General features: G+C 71.0%; 15 protein-coding genes. 11 read left to right on the forward strand and 4 right to left on the reverse strand.

The genetic code is table 11. From position 1 onward, the window contains the following. Nucleotides 1-3: 3 nt before the first annotated feature. Together ACWDRB_RS10900 and thpR are read left to right on the forward strand one after the other, a co-directional pair. Nucleotides 4-1,227 carry an MFS transporter gene (locus ACWDRB_RS10900; protein ID WP_449892878.1) on the forward strand — a complete coding sequence of 408 codons (1,224 nt, stop codon included), beginning with the start codon at nt 4-6 and terminating at the stop codon, nt 1,225-1,227. 52 nt (nt 1,228-1,279) lie between these two features. Continuing rightward, entirely contained in the window at nt 1,280-1,837 is a 558-nt protein-coding gene (gene thpR / locus ACWDRB_RS10905; RefSeq protein ID WP_350738481.1) for an RNA 2',3'-cyclic phosphodiesterase, read from the forward strand. A 95-nt stretch (nt 1,838-1,932) separates the two neighbouring features. On the opposite strand, the gene ACWDRB_RS10910 is transcribed toward thpR, so the two are convergent. Continuing rightward, nucleotides 1,933-2,901, reverse strand: coding sequence for an aldo/keto reductase (locus ACWDRB_RS10910; protein ID WP_350738478.1), 969 nt, complete (start codon nt 2,899-2,901; stop codon nt 1,933-1,935). Nucleotides 2,902-2,989: 88 nt separating this feature from the next. On the opposite strand from ACWDRB_RS10910, the gene ACWDRB_RS10915 reads away from it, so the two are divergent. Then, entirely contained in the window at nt 2,990-4,258 is a 1,269-nt protein-coding gene (locus ACWDRB_RS10915) for an MATE family efflux transporter (RefSeq protein WP_449892879.1), read from the forward strand. On the opposite strand, the gene ACWDRB_RS10920 is transcribed toward ACWDRB_RS10915, so the two are convergent. Together ACWDRB_RS10920 and ACWDRB_RS10925 are read right to left on the reverse strand one after the other, a co-directional pair. Then, nucleotides 4,255-5,400: a hypothetical protein gene (locus tag ACWDRB_RS10920; protein ID WP_449892880.1), complete on the reverse strand. Its 1,146-nt coding sequence runs from the start codon at nt 5,398-5,400 to the stop codon at nt 4,255-4,257. The genes ACWDRB_RS10915 and ACWDRB_RS10920 overlap by 4 nt on opposite strands. Beyond that, nucleotides 5,397-5,924, reverse strand: coding sequence for a SigE family RNA polymerase sigma factor (locus tag ACWDRB_RS10925; RefSeq protein ID WP_449892881.1), 528 nt, complete (start codon nt 5,922-5,924; stop codon nt 5,397-5,399). Before ACWDRB_RS10925 ends, ACWDRB_RS10920 begins: the two co-directional genes overlap by 4 nt. An 89-nt stretch (nt 5,925-6,013) precedes the next feature. Here ACWDRB_RS10925 and ACWDRB_RS10930 point away from each other — a divergent pair, with 89 nt between their 5' ends. From ACWDRB_RS10930 to ACWDRB_RS10945, 4 genes are all read left to right on the forward strand, one after another. Then, nucleotides 6,014-7,060 carry a hypothetical protein gene (locus tag ACWDRB_RS10930; RefSeq protein WP_449892882.1) on the forward strand — a complete coding sequence of 349 codons (1,047 nt, stop codon included), beginning with the start codon at nt 6,014-6,016 and terminating at the stop codon, nt 7,058-7,060. A 171-nt stretch (nt 7,061-7,231) separates the two neighbouring features. Continuing rightward, nucleotides 7,232-8,425, forward strand: coding sequence for an MFS transporter (locus tag ACWDRB_RS10935; protein ID WP_449892883.1), 1,194 nt, complete (start codon nt 7,232-7,234; stop codon nt 8,423-8,425). A 2-nt stretch (nt 8,426-8,427) separates the two neighbouring features. Beyond that, the gene (locus ACWDRB_RS10940) at nt 8,428-9,315 is read left to right on the forward strand and encodes an NmrA family NAD(P)-binding protein (RefSeq protein ID WP_449892884.1); all 888 of its coding nucleotides are present in this window, start codon (nt 8,428-8,430) and stop codon (nt 9,313-9,315) included. Beyond that, nucleotides 9,312-10,244 carry a superoxide dismutase gene (locus tag ACWDRB_RS10945; protein ID WP_449892885.1) on the forward strand — a complete coding sequence of 311 codons (933 nt, stop codon included), beginning with the start codon at nt 9,312-9,314 and terminating at the stop codon, nt 10,242-10,244. The genes ACWDRB_RS10940 and ACWDRB_RS10945 overlap by 4 nt, the downstream gene beginning before the upstream one ends. A 6-nt stretch (nt 10,245-10,250) precedes the next feature. Here the strand turns inward: ACWDRB_RS10945 and ACWDRB_RS10950 are convergent, their stop codons facing one another. Beyond that, nucleotides 10,251-10,649: a hypothetical protein gene (locus ACWDRB_RS10950; RefSeq protein WP_449892886.1), complete on the reverse strand. Its 399-nt coding sequence runs from the start codon at nt 10,647-10,649 to the stop codon at nt 10,251-10,253. Between the two features lie 117 nt (nt 10,650-10,766). Between ACWDRB_RS10950 and lhgO the strand changes: the two genes are divergently transcribed. The 4 genes from lhgO (at nt 10,767) to ACWDRB_RS10970 (ending at nt 14,798) form a co-directional block, all read left to right on the forward strand. Further along, nucleotides 10,767-11,957, forward strand: a complete 1,191-nt coding sequence (gene lhgO, locus ACWDRB_RS10955) for an L-2-hydroxyglutarate oxidase (RefSeq protein WP_364263702.1) — start codon at nt 10,767-10,769, stop codon at nt 11,955-11,957. Nucleotides 11,958-11,974: 17 nt separating this feature from the next. Beyond that, on the forward strand, nt 11,975-12,667 hold the full coding sequence (locus ACWDRB_RS10960) for a response regulator transcription factor (protein ID WP_225963761.1): 693 nt from the start codon (nt 11,975-11,977) through the stop codon (nt 12,665-12,667). After that, a complete protein-coding gene (locus ACWDRB_RS10965) occupies nt 12,667-14,079 on the forward strand; it encodes a sensor histidine kinase (protein ID WP_364263705.1) in 1,413 nt (470 codons plus the stop codon). The genes ACWDRB_RS10960 and ACWDRB_RS10965 overlap by 1 nt, the downstream gene beginning before the upstream one ends. 65 nt (nt 14,080-14,144) lie before the next feature. Continuing rightward, the gene (locus tag ACWDRB_RS10970) at nt 14,145-14,798 is read left to right on the forward strand and encodes a response regulator transcription factor (RefSeq protein ID WP_350738546.1); all 654 of its coding nucleotides are present in this window, start codon (nt 14,145-14,147) and stop codon (nt 14,796-14,798) included. The last annotated feature ends 82 nt before the right edge of the window (nt 14,799-14,880 follow it).

Here is a 14,880-nt window from a genome sequence, read left to right on the forward strand (position 1 = left end):
GGGATGTTCCGGTCGCTCAGGATTCCTAACTACCGCATGTTCGCGGCAGGTGGCATCGTCTCCAACGTCGGCACCTGGCTGCAGCGCACCGCCCAGGACTGGCTGGTGCTCGACCTCACCCACGGCAGCGCGGCGGCGCTCGGAACGGCGACCGCGCTGCAGTTCCTGCCGATGCTGATCTTCGGGATGTTCGGCGGCGTGCTCGCCGACCGCTACCCCAAGCGGCCCATCCTCATCGCCGCCCAGTCGCTCATGGCCACCCTGGCGCTGACCATCGGTGTGCTCACCATGACGGGCTCGGCCCAGGTCTGGCACGTGTACGTGATGGCGTTCCTGCTCGGCCTGATCTCCTGCGTCGAGGTGCCCACGCGGCAGGCGTTCGTGGTCGAGATGGTCGGCCGGCGGGACCTGTCCAACGCCATCGCGCTGAACAGCTCCATCTTCAACCTCGCCCGCGTGGTCGGCCCGGCGCTCGCCGGTGTGCTGATCTACGTGCTCGGCGGCACGGGGCCCATCTTCCTGATCAACGCGACGACCTTCGGCGCGGTGATCTCCAGCCTGGTCTTCATGCGCAGATCCGAGCTGAACCTCGCCGCGCCCGTGCCCAGGGCCAAGGGCCAGCTCCGCGAAGGGCTCCGGTACGTGATCGAGCGCGAAGAGCTGCTCATGCCGGTGCTGCTGATCGGGTTCGTGTCGATGTTCTCGCAGTCGTTCTCGATGTCGATCGCGCTCATGGCGCGCGAGGTGTTCAAGGCCGGGGCGTCCTCGTTCGGGCTGGCCTCCAGCATGTTCGCGGTGGGAGCGCTCGGGGGCGCGCTGCTCGCGGCGCGCCGGGCGCGACTGTCACGCAAGGTGCTGGTGGCCGGGGCGCTCGGGTTCGGGCTCTTCCAGATCGCCACCGGGCTGGCCCCGTTCTACCCCGTCTACCTACTGCTGCTGATCCCGACCGGGATCGCGCTGATCACCATCAACACGGCCGCCAACGCCAGCGTCCAGATCGCCACGTCCCCGGACATGCGGGGCCGGGTCATGGGGATCTACATGCTGGTGTTCACCGGCGGGGCTCCCGTGGGCGCGCCGCTCATCGGCTGGCTGTCGGAGCTGGGCGGGCCGCGGGCGGGCGTGATCCTGTCCGGCGTGCTGGTGCTGGTCGGCACCGGGCTGGCGATGCTGGTGACGCGCCTGATCACCGCCCGCGTCGCGAAGCCGGCGCTCGCCGTCGCCTGAGCCCCCACCCCTGGGGCCCAGGCGGCAGGTGGGCAAGAGACAATCAGGTGGTATGAGGCTGTTCGCGGCGCTGGTGCCGCCCGACGAGATCCTGGACGAGATCTCGCGCGCCATCGCGCCGCACGTCGGGCAGGTGCCGGGGCTGCGCTGGCCCGACCGTGCCACCTGGCACATCACGCTGGGCTTCTTCGGCGAGGTGCCCGAGCAGGTGCTGCCCGAGCTGGAGGAGCGCCTGGCCCGCGCCGTACACCGCTACAGCGTCCTCGACCTGGCCTTCACCGGCTTCGGCGCCTTCTCCTCCGCCCGCCGGGCCAGGGTCTTCTGGGTGGGCGTCACGGGCGACTCCATGACGAGGCTGGCGGACTCGGTCAAGGCGGGCGCCCGGCGGGCCGGGGCCGTACAGACCGATGAGAAACGGTTCCACCCGCACCTCACGCTGGCCCGCGCCAAGACGGAGACGGACCTGCGCCCGCTGGTCGAGTCGCTGTCCGGGTTCAGCGGCTCGCCGTGGCGGGCGGAGCAGGTCCGTCTCGTCCGCAGTCACACAGGGCCCCAGGTGAGGTACGAGTCACTCGCCGAATGGGCGCTCGCACCCTCCGGGCAGAGCTAGGCTCCAGACCGTGGATCGTCCTCGCATGTGGCTGCTGCCGATTGTGCTCGGCCTGCTCCTGCTCATCGTCGTCGTCGGCGCTCTGGTGAGCTGACTTACCAGGCGTAGTCCTCGGGGGCCGTCTTGTGCCCGGGGAAGATCTCGTCGAGACGGGCCAGCGTGGCCTCGTCAAGGTCGATCTCCAGGGTGCGCAGGCTGCCCTCGAGCTGCTCCAGGGTGCGCGGGCCGATGATCGGCGCGACCACCGCCCGCTGCTTGAGCAGCCAGGCCAGGGCCACGTACGCCGGGTCCTCGCCCAGCTCGTCGCAGAGCTTCTCGTACTGCTCGATCTTGTCGCGGTGCTTCTCGAGCTGCTTGACCATGTGCTCGGAGGCCGAGCGGCCCTTGTCGATCTTGCGCAGCACGCCGCCGAGCAGGCCACCGGCCAGCGGGCTCCACGGGATCACACCGAGGCCGTAGTCCTCGCACGCGGGCAGCACCTCCAGCTCGACCGCGCGGGTGAGCAGGTTGTAGTGGGACTGCTCGCTGATGAGGCCGTTGACGTTACGCCGGGCGGCCGCCTCCTGGGCCTTGGCGATGTGCCAGCCGGCGAAGTTGGACGACCCCACGTAGATGATCTTGCCCTGCTGGCGCAGGACGTCCATCGCCTCCCAGAACTCCTCGTACGGGGTGTCCCTGTCGACGTGGTGCGCCTGGTAGATGTCGATGTAGTCGGTCTGCAGCCGCTTCAGCGAGGCGTCGCAGGCCCTGCGGATGTTGAGGGCGGACAGCTTCTGGTCGTTGGGCCAGTCGCTCATCTTGCCGTTGAGCTTGGTCGCGATGACGGTCTTCTCCCGGCGCCCGCCGCCCTGGGCGAACCACCGGCCGACGATCTGCTCGGTGATGCCCTCGCCCAGCTTCCAGCCGTACACGTTGGCCGTGTCGAAGAAGTTGATCCCCAGCTCCAACGCCCGGTCCATGATCGCGAAGGAGTCTTCCTCCGTGGTCAGGGGGCCGAAGTTCATGGTGCCGAGGCAGAGCGGACTCACCTGGAGGCCACTGCGTCCGAGGTTGACGTAATCCATGACTTCAACCCTAAAGACCTGGAGTGCACTCCAGGCCATACACTAGGTCCATGATCTCCAATGGAGCGCTGACGGACATCCGCGCTTCATGATCGCTTTACTCCGCGCCGCCGTGCCGCTGTTCCTGGCGATGGTCGCGGGCATGGTCGGCTCCCTGGTGGTCACCTCGGTGCTCGGCAAGCATGACACAGTGACGCTGGCCGCGTTCGCGGTCGTGACCGCCGTGCTCAACCCCGCCGGCGCCGCGGTGCAGGGCGCGCTGCGCGGGCTCGGGCCGTTCGTGGCCCCGTACCGGGACGACCCGGCGGCGGCCGTGCCGATCGTGCGGGACGCGCGCTGGCTCAGCCTGGCCACCGGCCTGGTCGGCGCGCTCGCCGTGATCTGCGTGCCGCTGATCGCGAGCGCCACCGGGGTGCCCGGCGAGGTGGTGCGCGAGATGGGCCTGCTGCCGTACTTCCTCGCGGTGTCCCTGCTGGTCTTCGCCTCCACCGGAGGTTCGAGCACCATCCTGATCGCGCTCGGGCACACCCGCAGCGTGCTCTGGCCGACCCTGGTCTCCGGCGTGGTGCTGGGCGGGCTCACCGTCGTGCTGGTGCCGCCGCTCGGGCTCACCGGCGTGGGCCTGGCCTGGCTGATCTCGGGCACGGCGGCGGCGCTCGTGGCGACCTACGGCGTGCGGCGCGCGCTCGGGCGGCCCGTCGGGCAGGCCCGGCCGAGGACCGGCGAGATCGTCGCCCTGGCGAAGGTCAGCATCCCGCTGGCCGGGACCGTGCTCATCAAGTTCGGGGTGCTCGGGGTCGTCACCTTCGCGGCCGGCACCACCAGCACGCGCGACACCGCCGCCCACGCGGTGCTGACCACCCTCACCGGCTTCATCATGATGGCCTCGCTCTCCGTCGCCCAGGCCGCGATGCCGGACGTGGCCCGCGCCCCCGACCCGGCGGGTGCGCGCCGGGCCAACCGCACCGCGGCCCTGCTCGCCGTCATGGGGACGCTCACCGGGGCGGGCCTGCTGCTCGGGCTCGGGGAGCCGCTGCTGACGCTGTTCAGCGACGACGCGGCGGTGCGGGAGCGCGTGCTGGGGCTGTTACCGCTGATGCTGCTGGCGTCGCTGCTGGACGCGGCCCAGGCGGTGCAGGGCTTCGGCCTCACCGCGCTCAAACGCTCCGCCGCCAGCCTGTCCTACTTCGCGATCGGGTACGGGCTGCTGGTCATGGCCGCCGTACCCGTGGCCAGGACCTGGGGGATCACCGGCCTCTGGGCGGCCATGGCGGTGGCCAACGGGCTCCTGGTGGTGCTCCAGGGCACCGGTTTCCACCGCCACAGCGCCAGGGTGGGTCGGGTCCTCGTCGGCTAGAAACCCGGCAGGATGAGGTCGCCGGACCAGGCCTTGTACGTGTACTCGTCGAGCTTGCGGATCCGGCCGGTGCCGACGTCGATCGCGTACGTGACGTCGCCGAGCGTGGGCATGCCGTCCTTCTTGCCTCCCCAGGACATGTCGCGCAGCACGTCGCTGAGCACCACTTCCGTGGGGCTGCGCCAGCCGCCGATCCGCGGGAAACGGAAGCCCTCCGGGATGTCGGTGAACTCGGCCCTGGACAGAACCTTGCCGGTGGTGACGTCGAGGGTGACGATCGCGTCGAAGTCGCGGGTCACGGTGTGGTCCTTGACCTCCTGGCCGTCGAGGTAGGCCACCGTGCGCCCGTCCGCGGACAGCTCGCTGACCTGCGACGAAGTCTGGTTCAACGGCGTCACCTTCCCGTCGTCGAACAGCCCCAGCCGGTCCTTGCCGTCAGTGACCACGACCGGGCTCCCGCCGTTGCCGATCCGGCGCACGCGCCACCCCTCGGGGATCTCGGTCACCTGGCCCGTCTCCATGTCCACCATGGAGCTCTTCCGGGCCAGCAGGCCGAGGAAACGCCCGTCGGGGGAGAGCACCAGCACCATCCCGTTCTTCACCATCGTCTCCCGCGTGACGGTCTGCGGGGAGAGCCGGATCCGGCCGTCGGCCAGGTCCCGGACCGCGAACTTCTGGTCCTTCTCGCTGTAGTACGCGACCCGTTTGCCGTCCGAGGAGATCGTCAGGGGGGCGGCGGTGTTCATGTAGTTGTCGGGGACCTGCTCGGTGTACACGCTGAGCGCCTCGGGCATCCGGAAGCTCCCGCCGGTGCTGGTCACCAGCCGCCACTGGGCGCATTCCGTGCCGAAGGCCGGGGTGTTCTTCGGGGTCCACTCCTTGCCGCAGAAGTCGTAGTACGCGTACGCGGCCGGGTCCACGCCGGAGGCGGGGAGCACGTTCGCGATCTCGCCGCTGAACGTGGCGCCGCCCGGGGTGGTGATCAGGACGGTGGCCGTGAGCGCGGCCGCGACCAGCGACGCCAGCGCCGAGCCGAACGTCGCCGCCTTCCACCTGCGCGCCCCCCGCACCGCCCGCTCGGCCAGGTCGACCTCGGGCGCCTGGGCGGCGATCAGCTGGAGCTCGTCACGGAACCGGGTCATCGGTAGACCTCCTCGGGATCGACGTCGTGAAGCAGTTCGGCCAGCTCGGGGGCGAGGGCGCGTAAGCGGCCGAGCGCGTGGCTGGTCTGGCTCTTGACCGTGCCGGGCGAGCAGCCGAGCAGGTCGGCGGTCTCGTCGACGCTGCGGTCCTCGTAGTACCGCAGCACCAGCACGGCCCGCTGCCGTGGCGTCAGGCGCAGGAGTGCCCGCTGCAGCGCCATGCGGTGCAGGCTCTCGTCCTCGCGCCCGGCCCCGTGCCCGATCTCCGGCGGGTGCGCGGTGAGCGTCTCCTTGGCACGCCTGCGCCGCCGCCAGGAGATGTGCTCGTTGACGAGCGCCCTGCGGACGTACGCCTCCGGATTGCCGTCTTTCATCAGCTTCCGCCAGTGCCTGGCCGTCCGCATCAGAACGGTCTGCAGCAGGTCCTCGGCCTGCTGGGCGTCGCCGGTGAGCAGGTACGCGGTACGCATCAGCGCGTGCTGGCGTCCGCGGACGAACTCCCTGAAGCCCTCATATGGGTCCATGCGTCTCCTTCCACCCGCTATCAACGCGGACACGAGCGGCGGCGTTGGAGGTCGGTCTTGGGCGGCGACTCGTGGGGCATGATGTCGGAGTGGGGGATGGAGTGATGCGGGCGCTGGCCGCCGCGGGGGCTGTGGCGATGGCCACCTGTGTGCTGTTCACCGTTCCCGCCCGTGCGGCGGTGGCGGACGAGGGGATGGAGAAGCTTTTCACCTTCAAGGACCCCAAGATCACGGAGTCCAGCGGCCTGGCCGTCTCGCCGACGCACGCGGACACGTACTACACGCACAACGACAGCTCCGCCAGTCCCACCTTCTACGCCGTGGACGGCAAGGGGCGGACGCGGGCCACCTTCCAGGTGAAGGGCGCCCAGGCGAGAGACTGGGAGGCCATGGCCGCGACCAAGGACCCGGCCACGGGGCAGGCCACGCTGTGGTTCGCGGACATCGGCGACAACCTCAACGGGGCCTGGCCGGACGTCTCCATCTACCGCGTGGTGGAGCCCCAGACCATCAAGGACGCCACCCTGCCCGCGACCCGCTACCGCTTCCGCTACGCCGACGGCGGCCGCAACGCGGAAGGCATCATGATCAACCCCAAGACGGGGCGGCTCTACGTGGTGTCCAAGGAGTTCTCGGGGTCCGTCTACGCCGCGCCGAAGAAGCTCCGTACCGACAGGACGAACGTCCTGCGCAAGGTGGCCACCGCGCCTCTCATGGCCACGGACGCCGCCTACGCCCCCGACGGCTCCTCGTACGTCATCCGCACGTACTTCTCCGCCACCCTCTACCGCCCGTCGGGCGAGATGATCACCAGGGTGTCGATGCCGGAGCTGAAGCAGGCGGAGTCGATCACGTACACGGCGGACGGCAAGTCCCTGCTCACGGGCACGGAGGGGCCCCGAAGCCCGGTCTACCGCGTCACGATCCCCGGCGCCGCCCAACCCGCCACCACCGCCGCCACCCCCAGCCCGACCGCGGCCGCGCGGCAGGCCCCCGCGAAGGACGCGGGCACGACCTCCCAGGCGGCCGTCGACGCGGGCGCGACCGGCTTAACGGCCAAGGACATCCTGATCTGGATCGCCGCCGCCGCGACCGCCCTGGGCACCATCACCTTCATCGCCCGCCGCACCCGCTGACCCCACCCCATCCGGCCCCCGTCCGCCGCTCGGAATGATCGATCGTGAAACGCGATCGTTCCGATGAAAAACATGCGTTGGACTCATAGATGCTCCATCGCCCAGGCTGTCCGCATGACGGCGATGAGACCTCAAACGGACGGCCGCCTGTCGCGCGGAATGCTCCTGCTCATGTCAGTGGCGACCGGATTGGCGGTCGCCGGCAACTACTTCGCGCAGCCGCTGCTCGACCTGATCGGCCGGGAGCTGGGCGTCGGGCCGTCGCAGGCGGCGCTGGTGGTGACGGCCGCGCAGGGCGGGTACGCGCTGGGGCTGATCCTGCTGGTGCCGCTCGGCGATCTGGTGGAGCGGCGGCGGCTGGCGGTGGCGCTCTACGCGGCGACCGCGGTGTTCCTGCTGGTGTCGGCCACCGCTCCCAACGGCACGGTGCTCCTGGCCGGTACCGCCCTGACCGCGCTGACCTCGGTGGGAGCGCAGGTCGTGGTGCCGTTCGCGGCGACGCTGGCGGACCCGGCCGAGCGCGGCCGGGTGGTCGGCACCGTGATGACCGGGCTGATGCTCGGGCTGTTGCTGGCGCGCACCGCGTCCGGCGCCCTGTCGGAGGTGGGCGGGTGGCGGACGGTCTACTGGGTGAACGCGGCCCTGATGGCGCTGATGGCCGTGCTGCTGCGTACGTTCCTGCCCCGGCTCGGCGGGGACGGCGGTCGCCTGACCTACCTCGGCCTGCTGCGCTCGACGGTGGCGATGTTCCGGCACGAGCCGCTGCTGCGGTGGCGGGCGGGGATCGGCGCGTTGAGCCTCGCCTCGTTCAGCGTGCTGTGGACGGCGCTGACCTTCCTGCTGTCGGGGTCGCCGTACGACTGGCCTGAGTCGGCCATCGGCCTGTTCGGGCTGGTCGGCGTCGTGGGCGCGCTGACCGCCACGGTGGCGGGGCGGCTGGCCGACCGCGGATACGTACAGGTCGTGACCGGCGCAGGGACGGTGCTGCTGGTGGCGTCCTGGCTGGCGCTCGCGGCGGGGGCGCGGTCCCTGATCTGGCTGGTCGCCGGCGTGGTCGTCCTGGACCTGGCGCATCAGGCGGTGCTCAACAGCAGCCAGAACGTCCTGTTCGCGCTGCGGCCCGAGGCCCGCAACCGGATCAACTCGGCCTTCCTCACCGTCTTCTTCGCCGGGGGAGCGGTGGGGTCCGCGCTGGCGTCCGTTGTCTGGGTGCACGGGGGCTGGACCGGCGTGTTCGTCCTGGGCGCCGCCCTTTCGGCCGGGACCGTCGTGCTCTGGGCCCTGGAACGCATCACCGTCAAGCGGTCGGCGGGCGAATCCCCGAAGACCGTGCTCCGTACCCCCGCCACTGCCGAAGGAGAATGAGCGTGTCACGCACCGTACTGATCACCGGAGCCACCGGAACCGTGTCCACCGCGCTGATCGACGCGTTGAAAGGAGCCGAGGTCGGCCTCCGCGCGCTCGTCCGCGACGAGTCCGGCGCGGGCGGCCTGTCCGAGCAGGGGGTCGAGGTCTTCGTCGGTGACCTCGACGACGCCCGGTCGCTGCCGCCCGCCTTCGAGGGCGTGCAGGACGTGTGGCTGCTCACCCCGAACGGCCCGCGCGCCCCGGAGCACAGCATGAACGCCGGGTGGGCTGCCCGCCGGGCGGGGGTGGAGCGCGTCGTCCGCCTGTCCGTCGTCGGCGCGGCGCACGACGCGCCGAACCGCAGCGGCAGGCTGCACGCGCTGTCCGACCAGGAGCTCGAACGGCAGGGCATGCGCTGGACGATCCTGCGCCCGCACTGGTTCATGCAGAACCTGCTGAACGAGGCGGGCGACATCGCCGCCACCGGCACGTTCTCGCTGAACCTGGCCTCGGCGCGGATCGGCATGATCGACGTGCGGGACATCGCCGGGTGCGCCGCCCGCGTGCTCCTCGACGACCCCGACCGTCACCACGGCGAGACGTACACGCTCACCGGCCCGCGCTCGCTGACGTTCGACGAGGTCGCCGAGCAATTGAGGCTCGCTCTCGGCAGGTCGGTCACGTACCTGCCGGTCGGCGACGACGCCAAGCGCAAGACGCTGCTCGGCTACGGCGTCCCGACCTGGATCGTCGACATGCTGGAGGAGTACGCGCAGGCGTACGCCTCCGGCTGGGGCGACTTCACCACCGACACGGTCGCCGCCCTTCTCGGCTGCCCTCCGCGCGACATCGCCGACTTCGCCCGCGACCACGCCGCGGCGTTCACCTCGACCGGAGGCGGCAAGTGACGCGATCGATCAGGGCCCTCGGCGCGATCCTCGCCGCGCTCGCGCCGGCCGTCACCATGGGCGGCCCCGCCGGAGCGGCCGCGGACCGGCGGGCCGGGGATCTTCCGGCCTCGATCTCGCTGCCCGACGGCTTCCAGCCCGAGGGCATCGCCACCGGCGCCGGACCCTTCGCCTTCATCGGCTCCATGGCCGACGGCTCCATCTACCGCGCCGACCTGCGCACCGGGCGCGGCGCGATCATCAGCCGCGGACCCGGTACGCCGTCGCTTGGCATGAAGCTCGACTCGCGGGGCCGGCTGTTCGTGGCGGGCGGCACGGGAGGTGACGCGCGGGTCGTCGACTCCCGCACCGGCCGGGTGCTGGCCTCCTACCGGCTGGTCACCGGCCCGGCGTTCGTCAACGACGTCATCCTCACCCGGAACGCCGCGTGGTTCACCGACTCCACCAACCCGGTGCTCTACAAGCTGCCGCTGCGCGGCGGACGGCTGCCCGCCACCGCGGTGCGGATCCCGCTCACCGGGGACCTGGAGTACGGCGACGGCTTCAACGCCAACGGCATCACGCCCACTCCGGACGGCCGGGGCCTGATCGTCGTGCAGTCGAACACCGGCGGGCTGTTCCGCGTCGACCCGTCCGGCGCGACCCGCCGGGTGGACCTGCACGGCGAGTCGCTGCGGGAGGGCGACGGCCTGTTGCTGCGCGGCCGGACGTTGTACGCGGTGCAGAACCGGCTCAACGCCGTGGCTGTCCTGCGGTTGAACGCGACGGGGACCGAGGGCCGCGTCGTGCGGCGGGTGAGCGATCCCAGGTTCGACGTGCCGGCGACCGTGGCCGCCTTCGGGGCCCGGTTGTACCTCCCCAACGCCCGCTTCGACACGACGCCGACCCCGGACACGCCGTACGACGCCGTCGCCATCCCCCGGCCCTGACCTGTGTCAGGACGGCGAGGGACCCGCCCGCCGCCCCTGCCCGCGCATGGTCGCGGTGAAGAACTGTCCGCGCAGGGCCTGCCCGACCACCTCGATCGAGCGGGCCAGCCGGACCAGGCGCGGGCCCTCGTGCCGGTAGACGTCGAGCACGGCCTCGATCGCGTGCGGCGGGAGGTGCCCCTTCAGGTCGACGGCGGCCTTCCGGTAGCCGGTCCTGGCCGCCTCTACGGCGGCGTCGACGTGATAGCGCGCCATGCTGACCAGCGCGATCGGATGGCGCCGGAGGACCTCGTGCTGCCGGTAGTCCGGCGGGAGCGCGTCCAGGAGCCAGGTCGTGGCGGACAACTCCCAGTCGGGGACGCTGGGTGGCCGGACCTCGGGTGGCCACTCCGGCGGAAGATACATGCCGCCATCGTACTCATGTTCGACTGAATGTCCTGGAAAGGCCCGCTGTTCTCACCGGCTCAAGTGCTGGATCGCCCGGATATAGCGGGGACGGCCGGTTAGCCGGAAAATCGTCGTGTGACGGAGAAGATCGGAGTCGTGGGGGCGGGCATAGTCGGCCTGGCCGTGGCGCGCGAGCTGGCCAAGGCCAGGGGCGCCGAGGTGACCGTGCTGGACAAGGAGCCGCACGTCGGCGCCCACCAGACCGGCCACAACAGCGGCGTCGTCCACGCGGGCATCTACTACCCGCCGGGCTCGCTCAAGGCCCGGCTGTGCCGCGAGGGCGTGGCGCTGCTCAAGGAGTACTGCGCCGCCAACGCGCTGCCGTACGACGAGGTCGGCAAGCTGGTCGTCGCGAGCACCCGTGCCGAGCGGCCGCTGCTGAGCGCGCTGGCCGAGCGGGCGCGCGCCAACGGCGTGCCGGGCATCGCCGAGCTCGACGGGCTGGCGCTGCGCGAGATCGAGCCGCACGCGGTCGGCGTCGGCGCGATCCACTCGCCGCACACCGCGATCTGCGACTTCCCCGCGGTCGCGCGGCGGCTCGCGCTCGACGTGGAGGAGATGGGCGGGTCCGTACGCCTCTCGCATCCGGTCAGGGCGATCAGGGAGCGGTCCGGGGGCGTGGACGTGCTCGCGGCCAAGCGGAAGTTCACCTTCGACCGGCTGGTGGTCTGCGGCGGCCTGGGCACCGACACGGTGGCCGGGATGGCGGGACATCCGGGGGATGTGCGGATCGTCCCGTTCCGAGGGGAGTTCTACGCGCTCCAGGGCGCGGCCAAGGACCTCGTCCGCGGGCTGATCTATCCGGTGCCGGATCCGCGCTACCCGTTCCTGGGGGTGCATCTGACGCGCCAGATCGACGGCGGGGTGCTGGTGGGGCCGAACGCGGTGCTCGCCCTGGCCTACGAAGGCTACACCTGGCGAAATATTCGAAATTTCGGTCAAATTCTTGGCTGGCCGGGGACGCTGCGCATGGCCAGGAGCCACTGGCGTACGGGGATCAAGGAGGTCTACGGGTCCCTCGTCAAAGGCGCGTTCGTCCGGGGAGCCCGCCGCTACGTCCCCGAGCTCACCGCCGCCGACCTCGTACGGGCCCCCGGCGGCGTACGCGCCCAGGCCGTCGCCAGGGACGGCCGCCTGGTCGACGACTTCGTGGTGGACGTGCACGGCAACATCGTCCTGGTGCGCAACGCGCCCTCGCCCGCCGCCACCTCCAGCCTGGCGATTGCCCGGCACATTGCCGGAATTGTCCCAGCACTCGTCCGATGAGGGCATCCTTGGATGTGATGGAATCACGCCTGCTGATCGTCGAGGACGATCCCAACATCCTCGAGCTCCTGGCCGCGAGTCTGAGGTTCGCGGGTTTCGACGTGACCACCGCGAAGAGCGGCCACGACGCCGTCGCCGCCGTGCAACGGCACCGGCCCGACCTCGTCGTGCTCGACGTCATGCTGCCCGACCTGGACGGATTCGAGATCGTCCGGCGGCTGCGCGGCGGCGGGCTGCACACGCCCGTGGTGTTCCTGACCGCCCGTGACGAGACCGAGGACAAGATCCGCGGGCTCACGATCGGCGGCGACGACTATGTGACCAAGCCGTTCAGCCTGGAGGAGGTGGTCGCCAGGATCCACGCGGTCCTGCGCCGTACGAACGGCGACCTCCCGGCCGCCCCGCCGCGGCTGACGTTCGCCGACATCGAGCTGGACGAGGAGAGCCACGAGGTGTGGCGCGGGGGCAACGCGGTGGCGCTGTCGCCGACCGAGTTCAAGCTGCTGCGCTACTTCATGACGAACGCCGGCCGCGTCCTGTCCAAGCCGCAGATCCTCGACCACGTGTGGGACTACGACTTCCGGGGCGAGGTGGGCATCGTCGAGTCGTACGTGTCCGTGCTCCGCCGGAAGATCGACAACCGCAGCCCCCGGCTCATCCACACCCTGCGCGGTGTCGGATACGTCCTACGCCTGCCACCGAGTCCCTGATGCGCGGCCTGCCGCTCCGGATCAAGCTCATCGCGTCGATGCTGGCCCTGCTGGGGTTCGGCATGACCTTCATCGGCCTGGTGAGCGTCTCGGTGCTGCACGGCTACCTCATCGACCGGGTGGACAGCCAGCTCGGCCTGCTCAACGCCCGCATGCACAAGAAGGTCGTGAGCGACTGGCGCAAGGACAGGGAGACCTCCGAGCGGCCGATCATCATCGAGTCCGACGCGATCGTCCTGGTCAAGGAGCCGGGCGGCGATTTCCTGCCGATGCTCACCGACCGCGACGTGGACCTGAAGCCCAAGCCGGTGCTGTCGCCCTCGCCGGGCACGGAGGCGTACACGGCGCCGGCGATCAAGGGGGACGGCGAGTGGCGGGTGCTGGAGCGCGTGGTCCAGCGGCAGACGCTCGTGGTCGCGGTGGACCTGGAGGAGGTCGACGCGATCACCAGGCGGCTCGTGCTCATCGAGTTGCTGGGCGGCGGCGGCATACTGCTCCTCCTGACCGTCGCGGGCATCACGATCGTGCGGCGGAGCATGCGCCCGCTCGGCCAGATCGAGCGCACGGCCGAGGCCATCGCTGGCGGTGAGCTGGGCCGCCGGGTGCCGGACGCCGACCCGCGTACCGAGGTCGGGAGCCTGGCCAACTCGCTGAACGGGATGCTCGCCCAGATCGAGGCCGCCTTCGCGGCGCGGTCGGCGTCGGAGGCGGCGGCCCGCCGCTCCGAGGACCGCATGCGCCAGTTCGTCGGCGACGCCTCCCACGAGCTGCGCACCCCGCTGACCTCCATCCGCGGCTTCGCCGAGTACGCCAGGCAGAACCCCGGCGCCGACCCCGCCGAGCTGATGCAGCGCGTGGAGAAGGCCGCGGGCCGGATGAGCCTGCTGGTGGACGACCTGCTTTTACTGGCCAGGGTGGACCAGCAGCGGCCGCTGAAGATGCGGCCGGTGGACATGCTGGCGCTGGCCGCGGACGCCGTGCAGGACGCCAGGATCCTCGCGCCCGACCGGATCATCAAGCTGGACGTGGTCGGCGGCGCGGCCCTGATCGTCTCGGGCGACGAGGTACGCCTGCGCCAGGTCATCAGCAACCTCGTCACCAACGCGATCATCCACACCGAGCCCGGCTCGCCGATCATCGTGCGCATCGGGGCGGGCTCGGAGACGCTGTTCCTCGAGGTCGTCGACAACGGCCCCGGACTCACGCCCGAGCAGGTCGAGCACGTCTTCGAACGCTTCTACCGCGCCGACTCCGCAAGATCGCGCCGCCGTTCCGGCGAGGACCGGGGCAGCGGGCTCGGCCTGGCCATCGTGCGGGCGCTCGTCCAGGCCCACGGCGGCACGGTCACGCTGGACAGCTCGCCGGAGGCCGGCTCCACCTTCCGGGTCGAACTCCCACTCGCCTTGGAGTGAGCCTTCAGCTAACCCTCAGGTCGCTGGGTCACTCTAAGTAGGTGACGAAACCCGAGGCGCTGATCATGGTGGTGGACGACGAGCCCAGCATCAGGGACCTCCTGTCCGCCAGCCTGCGCTTCTCCGGGTTCGAGGTGCTGACCGCCGCCGACGGGCAGGAAGCCGTGGAGGTGGCCGACCGGGCCTCGCCCGACCTCGTGGTGCTCGACGTGATGCTGCCGGACCTCGACGGGTTCGAGGTGGCCAAGCGGATCGACGCCCCTGTGCTGTTCCTGACCGCGCGCGGCGACACCGAGGACAAGATCGCGGGCCTGCGGGTGGGCGACGACTACGTGACCAAGCCGTTCAGCCTGGAAGAGGTGCAGGCCAGGATCCGGGCGGTGCTGCGGCGCACGCGCGGGGAGGGCGCGCCGGCGAGCAAGCTCAAGGTGGCCGACCTGGAGCTGGACGAGGACGCCCGCGAGGTGTGGCGGGCCGGCCGGCAGGTGCGGCTGTCGCCGACGGAGTTCAAGCTGCTGCACTACTTCATGGTCAACGCGGGGCGGGTCCTGTCGAAGGCCCAGATCCTCGACCACGTCTGGAACTACGACTTCGGCGGCGACGCCGGCGTCGTCGAGTCGTACGTGTCCTACCTCAGGCGCAAGGTGGACGACGTCGAGCCGCGCCTCATCCACACCCTCCGCAGCGTCGGCTACGTGCTGCGGGAGCCGCCCGGCTAGGCGCGACACCTCGCCATCTGCGGTGGACCGCCGGACGCGGCTCACCGTAGCGTGGGTCGTATGGAGCCGCTGGCCGCGCCGG

This window comes from Nonomuraea sp. NPDC003707 (assembly GCF_053587055.1).